Origin of the sequence: Angelakisella massiliensis (assembly GCF_900104675.1) — a bacterium.
Taxonomy (GTDB): Bacteria; Bacillota; Clostridia; order Oscillospirales; family Ruminococcaceae; genus Angelakisella; species Angelakisella massiliensis.
Genome location: NZ_LT629945.1, coordinates 342,528 through 355,689, shown reverse-complemented (window position 1 = coordinate 355,689; position 13,162 = coordinate 342,528). Strand labels below are relative to the sequence as shown.

Genomic DNA, 13,162 nt, shown 5'->3' with positions numbered 1-13,162 from the left:
CATCACGCCTGCATCTCATCCAAAAGATTTAATCTGTAACGGGCCATAGAAGCACCACCGTTCCAGCAATCTTCTGCCACCTGGGAGATAAGCGCATTGAGTGAGATTCCGCAGTCTTTCAGTGCTTTTTTCAGATTATAAATCGTGACTGTCCTTGTGTTGTAGACCCGTTTGTTTGTGATGGGGTCAACAGTGGAATATCTTACCGCAACCAAACCCAGCTCGTTGCCCTCATCTTTCAGGAGATACGTTTTGATTTCATATTCCAACGAACTGCTCCTATTGCGAATTTCCTCTTCAAGCCCATCGGAATCATTGAAAAGCTGCTTCATATCTCTCCAAATTCCAGGCAGAAGATTGTGTGCCATTTCGTCATCGCCGGCAGTCATGGAGCTGAGAGAGTCTACATCACTGTTGCGTACATAGTCAAGGGCGGTTTTCAGATATTCAAGCAGTTCAGGCTGCCCAAATGCTGATTCAGAGACTTCCTGGCTGCTGCCATAAGTGTTTTCCAGCAGCAGATCTCCGCCATTGGTGCCATAAAAGATAATTCCGCCCCAGAAGAAGGCATACTGCGGTACTTCATCATCGTCGTACATGCAGCTCTCCGGATAATAGAGGATCGGTTCGTCGTCAATCACGAGGAAGGTCAATTCGACCAGATCAGTTGAAAGCGGAACATCGTTCAGAGAACGGCCTGCAAGGCTCTTGGCGGCGCCGCTTTCACGAAACTTGGTATATTCCTGTAGAGCAAGTATCTCGCTGCCAGCCGCCAATTCCTGGGCCTCTGCGTTGAGATACGGGGTTGTCACAGATAATGTCACAATAATGAAGTTGGTCCGGTCAGGGTTATAGGAAATATTCAGAATTTCATATTCTGTCAGTTCGCCCATGTGCCGGAATGCATCACCGGTGGCTTGATCTGCGAGAGCAACATCCAGCATCAGCCGGAAGGGGTTATATTCTCCCATCATAGTTCCAGGGGAGACCTGCTCCACCGCTTCCGGATCCAAAGCCAGCAGCTTGGGCAGAAAATCTTCAATCTTCTTTCTTGCTTCGGCTTCTGTCAATGTAGGTTTGGAAAGTGCGCCGACATCTATTTCTTCATAAGGATGCTCATAGCTGTCATCAGTTGGGGAGAGATCTGGAATCCCTGAGATTGGTTCGGACTGCTGCTCATCAGGCGGAGCTTCCTCCTGCGATGTTGAGCTGCTGGGATCAGTTAGAGAGGGTTCAGGGTGCTTTGAGCCGAAGAGCGCAAAAAGGATAAGCAATAAAAGCACCAATGCAGTTACACAGCCAATCAAAATTTTCCTATTCAAAATAGTCACCCCTTAATTATCCTTGAAATAGTGAATACTTTCTTCCAAGCAATAGCCCGAATTGCGGACAACGGGACGTATGGATCGTCCCAATATCTTGCATCATACGAATGTTCCCGATTATCACCCAGGAGAAGATATTTTCCTTCTGGTACTTCAAAATCCTGTGCTTGTCCTTTGCGCTGATTGACAACATACGGTTCAGCCAACACTTCACCGTTAATGCTGACAGATCCATCCTCAGCGATATGGACAGTCTCATCTGGCAGTCCGATGACTCTTTTGATTAAGAGCGTTCCACCTTCCTCAAAAACCACAATATCCCCACGTTCAGGAGAAGAAAAAACGCGGCTTCCGATCAGAAGATCTCCGTTTTCCAGTGTGGGAACCATACTGTCGCTGGGGACATAGATCAGCATCAGAATGCCTTGAAATATGATGGTGGGGACAATCATTGCCATAAAGAACACTGCCGCTGCCGCCTTAAACGAAACGGTGCGGTTGCCGGCCCCAATCATTCAAGAACCGACTCGGGCGGCCGATTTTCAATGAACTCCATAAAATCGTTTTCTTCCCATTCCTCGTCGGTTGGTAAATCAAGTTTATAGTTGGCAAAATAGCTGGGATCTACTGTCTTTTCCACCAGCTCATCCAGCTTTGGATGCTGCGGGTCCGAGCTGTGCTCCGCAGCATAATTTGATGTAGAGAGAAATCCTTCAAGCGACATTGGCATCTGAAGATGGAACTGCTTTTCGGTCAGCTCCGGAGCCTCGCTTTCTGTTGCATAATAAGCAGATGTGCTTTCGTATACATCCTGGTTCAGTACATCTTCTAATTCCCATTTTGCAACACCTGCTCGGGCTGTTACGATACTGGCCGCTGTCACAGCTGCTGCTGTCAGTACCGCATAGGTAGCGACTACTGATAGATTTTTGGGTGTCAGCTGCATCCGGTAATACATGGCTGTATGCCGGAGGAAAGTCTTGAAGTTGGTCTGAAGCATCATGATACCTCCTTTTTGTCAGATGATTTAGAGCGGCGCCGCAGCGAAAACCGGTATTGGTTTTCCAGAAACTCTGTGGAGATTTTCTGTGACCCGGATTCTACTGTAACGACCTGGATTCCTGTCTGGGTATCATCAACCCAAGGCAAAGTCCCAACCGCTTGTCCGGTATCCCCTTCAGTCGTACAGATCATAATCGAAGCGTCTTTGGGAACAGCGATCAGCCGGTAGCCCAGCAGGTCCAAAAAGCTGGGGATTCGCTTGAATTTGATCCCATATACAGTGAGCCATCCAATAAATCCGCTGTATGTGCAGCCAGGCTGTTCATCTGTATTCTGTTCAACCGATTTTTTCTGATATAGCTCAAAAAAATCTTTGTAGGTCATGTTTTTCATTTTGAGAATGCAACGGAATAGCTTGTCTTCCAAGATCATGGGTTGCTTCTTTTTTGGCATTGTCATTCACCTCTACTTCTAATATACGACGCAACCCTCAAAAATGCAAAAAAAGGCGACAGTCGGGGCCTTATCGATAGGTACGAAATCTGACCCATCGGCCCCGGGGCGCTAAGAGGCGGACAGCCATGGCTGTCCGCCTTTTCCGTTAGTATGCTTTAGCGAAAAGAGAACCCCCGGCTAAGCCGGGGAGAGTAAAAGAAATTATATAGTGAAAAAACCTTCTGGTAGAATAGAGTTGCGGTCGGCCAACTGCAACAATAAAGAACCAGGAGGTCTTTTCTATGAAAGAAAAAGATATAGAAAGTTTGCAGCACACAAGATGGAGATGCCAATATCATGTGGTATTTGCGCCAAAGTACCGGCGAATGGCAATATATGGTCAGATCAGGAAAGATATCGGACAAATACTGCGAAAGCTGTGTGAGCAAAAGGGAGTGGAAATTATAGAAGCACAAGCGTGCCCAGATCATATCCATATGCTTCTGAGTATTCCACCGAAGTATAGTGTATCACAAATTATGGGATATCTCAAAGGAAAAAGCAGTTTAATGATCTTTGACAGACATGCGAATCTGAAGTATAAGTATGGGGACAGACCTTTCTGGGCAAGAGGATATTATGTAGATACAGTGGGGCGAAATAAAAAGCAAATACAGGAATACATCAAACAACAGTTAGAGACAGACCAGATAGCGGATCAAATGAGTTTAAAGGAGTTCATAGACCCGTTTACGGGTAGCAAGAATACCAAGGCGTAAAGGAACGCCCCTTCAGGGGCCCGCCATGAGTCAGCAATGCAGTTGGCCGACCCATTCGTGGCCCCTTTAGGGGCGTTGTCCGTATCATGCCCTTCTAGGGCTATCCCAAGCCCCCCGCTTAGCCGGGGGTCCTGACTCAGACCGCTTTGCAGCGGTGCCATATCACAGATAAACCTGTTCACCCAGGACAGCTCCTTTGGGCGCAATGAGGCAGGCCCCCATTTTTGGCATCCCATCACTGTCAGTAAAGGAATACGCTCCTTCATGCAGTTCAAACAGGGTCAGGTTTGCCTCATGCCCAACCCCAACCGTGCAGTCCTCCGGGAGATTCAGCATTGCGGCCGCCTTGCCGGTCACCAGCTCCAGCACCGTCCAGAGGTCCGCGCCGCAGGCCATCAGCTTACTCATCACCAGCGCCAGACTGCCCACCCGCTCTTTGCTGCGAACATGAATGTCCGACGAGATCGCATCCGGCAGGAAGCCCTGTGCCAGTGCCCTTTCGGCGACAGAAAATGAGAAGTTGCCGTTGCCGTGGGAGAGGTCAAAACGTACGCCGCGCGCCCTGGCCTCCAGGACAGCCGGCTTCAGATGACCTGATTCGTCCAGAATACCCGGTGTCTTTTGGGCAAAGGTATGGGCATAGATGTCCCCCGTACGCATATAGGAGAGAATGGTATCGATGGGCAACGTCGAGCGGCTGGCATGCACCACAAACGGTTTGCCTGTTTCGTCGCCCAGCTTCCTGGCCAAGGCCAAGGCCTTTTCAGGCTCATGACAGACCCGTGGGTCGATCCGCAGTTTGAAGCCGAGGATAACCTCCGGATATGCTGCCGCGGTTTCCCGGCAGGCCTCCAGCGAGACGGTGCTCAGGTCCTGCAGTTCAACCGTCCCTTCCGAAATACCCATGTAAGCCAGGTTCAGATACGCCTTTTGCCGCAGCGGGGACTTTTGCAGCCAGTTCTGATAAAAATCCTGGAAATTGCCCGGCCCTGCGGTTCCAGCGTCCACCACAGCCGTTACCCCGTCTTTGAGCATGGACATGGGATCCACACCGAGGGTTTTTGGGTGGGGATAGGTATGTACATGCGCGTCAATCCAGCCGCAGGTGGCGTACAGTCCACGGCCGTCAATGACCTGCTCCCCTGCGCTGGGTGGCGCGCCCAGCCCGCGGATGCGGCCGTCCTCCATGCTGATGTCGGTTTGCATCCGCTGACGGCGGATGGGGTCCAGCAGGGTGATCTGTTCGATTCTGTAAGCTCCCATGAACGCTCCGCTCCTTTAATCTGCGTCAGTGGAACGGCCAGATGATTGGGATCAGGACCATGCTGACGACAAAGTAGATGATTTGCATACCGATGCCCATCTTCAGATAATGCCGCCATTTGTATTGGCCAGGTTCATAGATGAAGGTCAGAACATTGGTTGCAATCGGCGTGCAGAAAGAGGAGATGGAACCCGCATAGGCGGCAATAACGAACGGCTCCGCACTGGTCCCCACCGCCTGAGAGATGAGCAGGGCGATGGGCGCCATAATGATGGCGGAGGTGGAGTTGGAGAGAAACTGGGTCAGGATGGTGGTGGTCAGGTATACGACAGCCAGCAGGATAATCGGACTGGAGAAGCTGCCGTACACAGAGACAACCGCATTGGCGAAAATTTCTCCTGCGCCGCTGTTCTCGATGGCATTACCCACCGCCGACATACCGCCCAGAATGTAGATCGTCTGCCAGGGGATGGCGTCCAGGAACTGTTTTGTATTCAGACAGCCAGTCAGCACCAGAACCACCGCGCCCACTGCCGCGATGATGAAAAACGGCAGATTTTCCGGCTGAAGCACCATGGTCAGGATGATTGCAATCAGGACTACCGCGGAGATCTTCAGTTTGGCCGGTGTAGCGTTCTGTGCCTCCTTACCACCCACCATCTTCTCAGGCATTGCGTTGGTGTCCGGAAGGAATTTGCGCCCGATGGTCAGCAGGTAGATGACGCCGCAGATTGCGAATGGAGCGCCGAGCATTGCCGGTTCAAAGAAACCCAGCGGTTCATAGCCGGCCTCCTCCAGCACCCCGGAGGAGATGGGTCCCATACTGCTGCCGATCAGTGTCAGCAAGCTGCCGAAAATGACGCCATAGGACAGCGCAAAGTAAACACGGGACACCGGCACCTTATTGGCGACACACATGGCAGTGATGATGGGACAGAGAGTTACAAACGTGGAAGTACCATTGAAAATTCCAGAAAGAACCGTTGAGGAAAGGACAGCGATCAGAATGATGCTGCGCTCTGAGCCGCCGCCGATTCTGGTGACCACGCCGGCCACCTTCTGGGCCAGACCGGTCTGGAACATGGCCGCGCCAACGATACTCATGCTGATCATCAGGATCGCCGTATTGCTGGCAAAATCCGCGAAAACGTCCGAAAAGGGGATCAGCCCGGTCAAGCCACTCAACAGCGCGCCGATCAAAGGCACCATCAGAATTGGGACTTTTTCAGTGAAGAACAGTACGATACAGACAATCATAATGATTGCCGCGAGCAATGGCTGCATACAAATATTCCTCCTGCATATTTTTCGTAAAACCCTTTTCAGATGCGCATCTATTTAGTACAATTATTATAAATCCCTAGAACTATGAAATCAAATTAAATAAAATCATATTTTGTTAACTAAAAGTTATAAAAATATTGGCGGATGCTGGAGGGTGGAAACGCAGATGAATGTGAAGGATTATGAATATATTGCCGCTTTGGGGAAATACCGGACGATCTCCCGTGCTTCACAGGAACTGTATATCTCACAGCCCGCGCTGAGCAAATTTCTGCAGAAGACTGAGCAGGAGCTGAACGTCTGTCTGTTCCAGCGGGTGGGGCATCAGTTGGTTCCTACCTATGCTGGACAGCAGCTCATCCAGAACGCAAACGAAATTTTGTATCTGCATAACGGTATGCTCCGGACAATGGCCGACGTTGCCCAGCAGCGGAGCGGCCAGATAAAGATCGGTGTACCTATGAGCCGGGGAATTTTCTTTATTGCCCGCGTTCTGCCCCGTTTTTACCAACGCTATCCCGGAGTTTGTGTCAATGTCCACGAGGACAACACCCAAACGCTGCTCAAAAAGCTGCGCCTGGGAGAGCTGGACCTGGTGTTCGCTCATATACCCGAGAATTCCTCGGATCTGCACACTGAGGTCGTCTCCACCGAGGAGATGGTTCTGGCTGCCCCGGCAGCGTATCATTTGGAGAACAGCGCATACGACGATCCCCGCTTCCGTTTTCCCTGCCTGGCCCCTGACGCCTGGATCGACCGCCCTTTTCTCATGCTCAGCAAGGATCAGCTCTCCCGCAAATTTACCGATCAATATCTGGAGGAGCGGCAACTGGTTCCCCACGTCATCCTGAAGCTGCGCAATCTTGCCCAGGTACTTTATGCTGTCGGCTGCGGAATCGGAGTGACCTTATGTCCCGCCCTGCCCTTTGCCGACGATATGCCCAACCGGATGCGGTATTTCTCCCTGCAGTCTGAAACCGGCCCTGCCAGCCGAAAGGTAGCCATCCTCTATCGAACCGACGCCTATCTTTCCAAGGCGGAGCAGGATCTGATTTCCATCATCCGCGCCTGTATGAACGAGGAATCGGCATGACTTTCTTTTTTCCACGCAGCAGCTTTTGGCTGAATTTCCGGTATTTTGCCAGGGCACAGGAGCAGGATGACAGATGGGCTGTTGAGCTGTCCGCCGTGGAGCAATGGGGTTTAAGAAAGCTTGGGCAGCCAATGGATGAGGGAGTGGGCAAATCGCAGCAGTAACTGATGGAATAGGGGGGCTTGAAACTGGATTTCTATCACACTCTGTTTGTAGGAGTTTCACAGATATTTCTGGGCAGCTATGTGATGCTGATGCTTGATTTCCGCAAGCCGGTCACGATCTGGCGCACCCGATGGATCATTACAGCGGTAATGATTGTCTCCGCCAACTTGATCGGACTGCTTTTCCTGAATTTCTGGGAGACTTATATGCGTGTGGGTATTTTCACTGTAACGCTTCCGTACATTTTGGACACACTCTGGTGCTCCAATCACCGGGATTTCCGTGCTGTTTTTAATATGGCAACCGCCCTGTTTATTGGCTGTGTTGGGACGGTAACCGCCAATTTGGCAGAACTGTTTTTATGGGACAATAAATATTTTTCCCTTTTGGTGCGCATTGCTTCTTTTATTGTCATGTTCTTTGTTTTGCGGCGCTTCAGCGTTACATATCGGAAGATGCTGCACCAAATGGATCACAGCTGGGGAATTTTATGTATCATTCCTATAGTCTCATTCATTACCCTGATGTATGTGGTCAATCATTCTGAGCAAATTGATCCCATAACCTCATCGATCCTCACTTGCTGTGTGCTGGTGGTGTGCGGCTGCTCCTATTACCTGATGTATTTGTTTTTTGAGCGGGTACAAAAAGAAAACCGTGCCCACTATGAGAATCAACTGTCCGCTTTGCAGCTGTCCGCTCTGCGGGGCCGAATGGAGGCGGTGCGAGCTGCGGAGAGTTCGATCCGTATGGAACGCCACGACCTGCGCCACCGGATTCAGGCCGTCATGGAGATGATTTCCCGGGGAGAGGAGAAAACCGCGCTGGATTTTCTGGATGCTACCCGAAGGCGGCTGGATGAGCAGAAAGTAATCCGGTAGTGCCGCCCGCCGGTACTGGATGCTGTGTTCGCCTCTTACTTTGATCAGGCCAAAAACCAGGGTATCCCTGTAGAGGCAAAGATCTCCGCTCCTGAAATTCTGCCGGTGGATGAGGGTGAGTTGGCCATTGTTATTGCAAACGCACTGGAAAACGCGATCCATGCCAATCTGAAGCTGCCGGAGGAGCAGCGGGAGATCCGCTGCAAGATGGTGGGAACGCCCAGCGTTATGCTGGAGATTTCCAATCCCTGTGCCGGTGAGGTTTTCTTTGACAGCGACGGTTTGCCCATAACCCGGCAGGCCGGGCACGGCTTGGGGGTACAGTCCATTGCTGCCTTTTGCCGGAAAAATGGAGCCATCTGTCAGTTTGATCTGACGGACGGCTGGTTCCGATTAAGACTGGTATTGTGAGAGCATATAGCTTATAAAAAGAAAAATCTGGGGTGAGACAGTGACTTCTCTGCCCGGATTTTTCTTTTACCAACAGATGAAATAAGTTTGAGATGAAAAGACAGTAAAAAGGGACATGGCTTGCAGCTCTCCGGCAGAATGAAGATACAGCATAACATTCTGAAAGAGGACAGCAAGCCATGTCCCGGAAAATGGTGAAGCTTAATGGGAAAGGGATTGAGTGATCAACCGCAGACAGATAAAAGCTGCCGAAAGCTTAAATGGAGGGACTGACACAGACTGCCAGACATAGGTATAAACAGTAGTGTTGGGGGGCACCGCTGCCGTTTGTTCACCTGTGACTTTCCCATTTTATCTGGAGATATCGCCCCAAAAGTATAATAGCCAGGTGAATGTCTTTTGAATATAAAACAACAAAAGGCGTTTTACCCTGCCACGCAGCTCCATTCCATTTCCAAAGCAGTACATCAAGGTGCGCAATTTTTGAGACAATCCAATGGTCATCAGGCATAGCCGATCATTGTGGCAACAATCAGCAGCAGTGATCCGATCACACACCAGATGGCGAACAATTTGACAGCAAATTTAAACCACCGGGAGAAGGGAATACCGGCGGCACCCACAAAGCCCATGGTTGCCGCGGCATGAGGCAGAATGAAGTTGCAGAAGCCATCCCCGAAGTTGAAGGCCAGTACTGCGGTTTGTCTGGTCATGCCTACCAGGTCGGCTACAGGAATGAAAATCGGCATTGTGATGGCTGCCTGACCGCTGCCGGAGGTAACAAACAGATTGACAATGATATGCATAAAGAACATTGCTGGAGCTTGGAGAATGTTGGGTACTACGGAAAGGACACTGGCCAAAGCATACACCACGGTATCCATAACGTTGCCCGCGTTGAGGATCGCGCTGATAGCATAGGCAAAGCCCAACAGCATAGCGGTACTGCACATTCCTTTGGCGCCATTGACAAAAGAACGGCAGATTTTATTGACAGGCATACGGGCCACAATGCCCACGATAAAGCCCATATAAATGAAAATAGCGGTGGAAGCCTGATTGGTGAGAGAACCGAAAATAGCCACATAGATGATATAGCCAATTCCCGCAACAGTGGCAACAGCGGGGAGAATATGGGCTTTGGTGAACTCAGGAATATTGGAGATATCCAGATTGTTGTCCAGTTTGATGCCGTAAACGTAGCTCTTGGTGGGATCGTTCTTCACTTTTTTGGCGTACCATACTACATACAGGATGGTGACGATCAAAAAAGGTACCATACAGAACAAACGGTATGCCATACCGGAAAAGATATCCAGCTCAGCCAGCTGCTGGGCGGTGCCGGTATTGGAGAGGTTCATGGCGCCGCAGGAGAAGCCGACAGCACCTCCCAGCATGATGATGGAGACACCCACAACGGCGTCCAGGCCCAGACTTGCTGCAATCAGTACTCCCAACGGCGCAAAGGGAATAAAGGTGTTGAGATTGATGGGTACGCACAGCAGGCAGAAAACTGTCATCAGCACTGCCACGACCAAGGACTCTTTTCCTTTTGTCCGCCGGCTCAGGGTACCGGCCGCAGCCTGAAAAACGCCGGTATCCAGGATAATGCCCAGTCCGCCACCTGCCGCAAGCAAAACGAAGATGATGCTTCTGGCGTTATCCAAACCGGTATAGACGTAATTGAAAATGGAGAGAGGATTGACGGGGGACGCCTCTACATAATGAAAGCTATTGGGATCCACAACGGTCTGTCCCGCCTCATTGACGGTACGGTCATAGCTGCCCGCGGGAATAATGTAGGTAAGGGCTGCGGCCAGCAGCATCACAACGACAATAATGGCCAGAGAATGAGGAACTGCTAATTTCTTTTTGACTTTTCCTTGTTCTTGCATTGTAACCCTCCTGAAACTGATGGATTTAAAATCACAGCCATTCCATGTACCGCTTCCCGGGACGGCGGCATATAAAACAGCTCAGCCAACAGATAAAACAGACCTTATTTTACACGGAAGTTCTGGAGAACATCTCGGTTGATATCAAGACCGGTGCCGGGTGCCTGGTTGGGGGAAACCATACCCGTTTTTGCGTCAAAACGGATGGGGTGGACAAAGGCGTCATAAATTTTTGCGTCATACTGGGGGGGATAGAATTCCGCCATCACCACATCCGGTACCGCGCAATCCAGCTGGATATGAATCTGCTGCTGTCCGTGAGGACTTAAAGCAATATTTTTGGAATGAGCATAGGCGGCAATCTTCATAAACTCTGTAATTCCTCCCAGACTGCCGGCATCGGGATTGAGGATAGCGGGGCGGCTTCTGTCGATGAGGTCCCGGAACCCGTAGCAGGTATACTCATTTTCTCCTGTGGCCAAGGGAATGGGACTTTTGGCTGCAAACTCGAACATTCCTTCATAATCATCGGACATCACCGGTTCCTCAAACCAGTATGGGTGATATTCTGCAATCCTTTTGCTCAGTTCAATGGCCTCGTAGCTGCGGTATGCGCAGTTGGCATCCACCATCAGGCGTACATCCTCACCGATCACATCCCGGACAGCCTTTACCCTGGCAGCATCTTCCTTCATGGAAAGAACGCCCACCTTCATCTTGACGTTTTTGATGCCCCAGCTTAAATACTCCTCCATCTCCTTTTGCAGTTCCACGATCCCCTTGCCCTCGCCATAATAGCCGCCGGCGATATAGCAGGGTACAGCTTCCCGATATCCGCCCAAAAGCTGGTAAAGCGGGATGTTGGCAGCTTTGCTGCGGATATCCCACAGGGCAATATCCAGAGCGGAGATGCTTCTGGTGGAAATACTTCTCTTTCCCAAAAATTTGGGGACATACATTTTCTCCCACAGCCGTTCCACACACAAAGGATTTTCTCCCACCAAAAAGGGCTTGAGATATTCCACATAGTCCACATTGTAGCTGCTGCCGTAACCGGTGATTCCCTCATCGGTCTCAATGATGGCAAGGTTCAGCTCATTGTGCGTGAATGTATGCTTTCCGTTCTGAATGGGTTTTTCTTTGGGCCAGCGGTAGCTTTCAGAATAAACATTGGTGATTTTCATCCCAATACCCTCCTCTTTTCAGTGATGAAATGCTTTGTTGCGCTCATTATAATTCTCAAAATACTTCGTTGTCCAATTTGTATTTTGTGCTATCTGCATAAGCAAAATGTTATCTGCCTTTACTTGTGGCAAAAGCATGGATATAATAATCAGTGTCAGCTGAACTATTTCCTCCGGCTCATCCACAGTCTTTACAAACGGGGAGGCGATTGCATGAACTCATTTGAATACATATTGGCCATCGCTGAGGAACGGCATCTGACCCATGCGGCTGAAAAGCTTTTTATCACGCAGCCCGCGTTGACCCTCCGGCTGAACAGGCTGGAAAAGGAATTGGGCATCAAGCTGTTTGACCGCAGCAAAACACCCATTGAGATCACTCGGGAGGGTGAGGTCTATATTGCGGAAATGCAGAAGATCGAGGCCCAGCGGGAACGGCTTCTCCGTACGCTTCATTCCATGTCTCAGGAGCAGCCGGAACACATTACTCTTGGAATCGGTTTGAACCGTGGAAAATCTATCCTGCCAATGCTTTTGCCCTATCTGAAAAAACACGAACCGTCTCTGACGGTCCAGATTTGTGAGGCAGCAGATGGGGATATGGAACAGCTGATTAAAAAGGGGACTGTTGATGCAGGTATTTTAGGCTCCGCTGTGATGTCCTCAGAGCTTTTTGCGGAAACCATCACCAGGGAAAAGCTGCTGTTGGCTGTTCCGGCTCAGCATCCCATACTGGCAGAGCTGGATACCACCGGCAATACTCCGCAGAATCCTTGCGTCCTCCAGCCCGAACGGCTTAACGGTCAAACTTTCATTATGGGCAATGATTCATTTGGCTTGACCCGGTATATAAATCAGCTGTTTTCCTTGTATCACATCAAGCCGGGATACATCCTCAATATCAGCAATAGTGAGACGGCGTATCTTCTTGCCGCTGCAGGGGAAGGGATCACTCTGACACTGGCGGAAATTGCAGTTGTGCCATTTCAGCAGACTTTTCCATCGCCTGTTTTCTGTGTACTGCCCAACTTTGTTTTGGAGAGAAACGTTCTGTTTGCCTGTCGATCCGCGCGCAAAGCGGAACCGGTGCTCCAAAGGGTAGGAGAGCATTTGAAAAAACTATATTCCAGGGTCCCGGACTGAGCTTCTCATCCCGCTATTCCAAACTGCACAGGTGATGGCCCTTTGCCGCGCCAATTTGCGTCCTTCAACCTTTATAACAAAGAGATGCCAATCTCCCATGGTACTATGAGGGAATCGTTCCGGTGGATTGCAGGACAAGTGCAATTAAAATTTTTGTCTCACTCCAAAGACTTGGATAAAATATTCTTTATTGTGTCACCCACAGAAGTTTTGCAAAAGGGGAGAATCACCCTGAGAAATCATGCCGGCAGGCCTTTCCTTGCAACTTTACATTTCAAAACAGCCTTGATATAATGAATAA

At 50.1% G+C, this 13,162-nt stretch carries 13 protein-coding genes; 5 read left to right on the top strand and 8 right to left on the bottom strand.

Annotation, left to right across the window (positions count from 1 at the left end; translation table 11 throughout):
* Positions 1–2: 2 nt before the first annotated feature.
* The 4 genes from BQ5383_RS06835 to BQ5383_RS06820 are packed head-to-tail and all read right to left on the bottom strand — an operon-like array spanning position 3 to position 2,780.
* A complete protein-coding gene (locus tag BQ5383_RS06835; protein ID WP_139193377.1) occupies positions 3–1,331 on the bottom strand; it encodes a hypothetical protein in 1,329 nt (442 codons plus the stop codon).
* The gene (gene lepB, locus BQ5383_RS06830) at positions 1,328–1,840 is read right to left on the bottom strand and encodes a signal peptidase I (RefSeq protein ID WP_071430600.1); all 513 of its coding nucleotides are present in this window, start codon (positions 1,838–1,840) and stop codon (positions 1,328–1,330) included. The genes BQ5383_RS06835 and lepB overlap by 4 nt, the downstream gene beginning before the upstream one ends.
* Complete coding sequence (locus BQ5383_RS06825) at positions 1,837–2,328, bottom strand: hypothetical protein (protein ID WP_139193376.1); 492 nt, start codon at positions 2,326–2,328, stop codon at positions 1,837–1,839. Before BQ5383_RS06825 ends, lepB begins: the two co-directional genes overlap by 4 nt.
* Complete coding sequence (locus tag BQ5383_RS06820) at positions 2,325–2,780, bottom strand: hypothetical protein (protein WP_139193375.1); 456 nt, start codon at positions 2,778–2,780, stop codon at positions 2,325–2,327. The genes BQ5383_RS06825 and BQ5383_RS06820 overlap by 4 nt, the downstream gene beginning before the upstream one ends.
* A gap of 284 nt (positions 2,781–3,064) precedes the next feature.
* Here BQ5383_RS06820 and tnpA point away from each other — a divergent pair, with 284 nt between their 5' ends.
* Positions 3,065–3,541: an IS200/IS605 family transposase gene (gene tnpA / locus BQ5383_RS06815; protein WP_071430594.1), complete on the top strand. Its 477-nt coding sequence runs from the start codon at positions 3,065–3,067 to the stop codon at positions 3,539–3,541.
* Positions 3,542–3,703: 162 nt separating this feature from the next.
* Here the strand turns inward: tnpA and BQ5383_RS06810 are convergent, their stop codons facing one another.
* Both BQ5383_RS06810 and BQ5383_RS06805 read right to left on the bottom strand, forming a co-directional pair.
* Complete coding sequence (locus BQ5383_RS06810) at positions 3,704–4,804, bottom strand: amidohydrolase family protein (RefSeq protein WP_071430592.1); 1,101 nt, start codon at positions 4,802–4,804, stop codon at positions 3,704–3,706.
* A gap of 25 nt (positions 4,805–4,829) precedes the next feature.
* Positions 4,830–6,089, bottom strand: coding sequence for an SLC13 family permease (locus tag BQ5383_RS06805; protein WP_071430590.1), 1,260 nt, complete (start codon positions 6,087–6,089; stop codon positions 4,830–4,832).
* 166 nt (positions 6,090–6,255) lie between these two features.
* Here BQ5383_RS06805 and BQ5383_RS06800 point away from each other — a divergent pair, with 166 nt between their 5' ends.
* The 3 genes from BQ5383_RS06800 to BQ5383_RS06790 all read left to right on the top strand — a co-directional run bounded on the left by BQ5383_RS06800 (position 6,256) and on the right by BQ5383_RS06790 (position 8,639).
* Entirely contained in the window at positions 6,256–7,182 is a 927-nt protein-coding gene (locus tag BQ5383_RS06800) for a LysR family transcriptional regulator (RefSeq protein WP_071430588.1), read from the top strand.
* Positions 7,183–7,364: 182 nt separating this feature from the next.
* Complete coding sequence (locus tag BQ5383_RS06795) at positions 7,365–8,228, top strand: hypothetical protein (RefSeq protein ID WP_071430586.1); 864 nt, start codon at positions 7,365–7,367, stop codon at positions 8,226–8,228.
* Positions 8,229–8,252: 24 nt separating this feature from the next.
* Positions 8,253–8,639, top strand: coding sequence for a GHKL domain-containing protein (locus tag BQ5383_RS06790; protein WP_071430584.1), 387 nt, complete (start codon positions 8,253–8,255; stop codon positions 8,637–8,639).
* 503 nt (positions 8,640–9,142) lie between these two features.
* Here BQ5383_RS06790 and BQ5383_RS06785 read toward each other — a convergent pair.
* Both BQ5383_RS06785 and BQ5383_RS06780 read right to left on the bottom strand, forming a co-directional pair.
* On the bottom strand, positions 9,143–10,534 hold the full coding sequence (locus BQ5383_RS06785; RefSeq protein WP_071430582.1) for a YfcC family protein: 1,392 nt from the start codon (positions 10,532–10,534) through the stop codon (positions 9,143–9,145).
* 104 nt (positions 10,535–10,638) lie between these two features.
* The gene (locus BQ5383_RS06780) at positions 10,639–11,718 is read right to left on the bottom strand and encodes a mandelate racemase/muconate lactonizing enzyme family protein (RefSeq protein WP_071430580.1); all 1,080 of its coding nucleotides are present in this window, start codon (positions 11,716–11,718) and stop codon (positions 10,639–10,641) included.
* A 213-nt stretch (positions 11,719–11,931) separates the two neighbouring features.
* Between BQ5383_RS06780 and BQ5383_RS06775 the strand changes: the two genes are divergently transcribed.
* Positions 11,932–12,861, top strand: coding sequence for a LysR family transcriptional regulator (locus tag BQ5383_RS06775; protein WP_071430578.1), 930 nt, complete (start codon positions 11,932–11,934; stop codon positions 12,859–12,861).
* Positions 12,862–13,162: the final 301 nt, after the last annotated feature.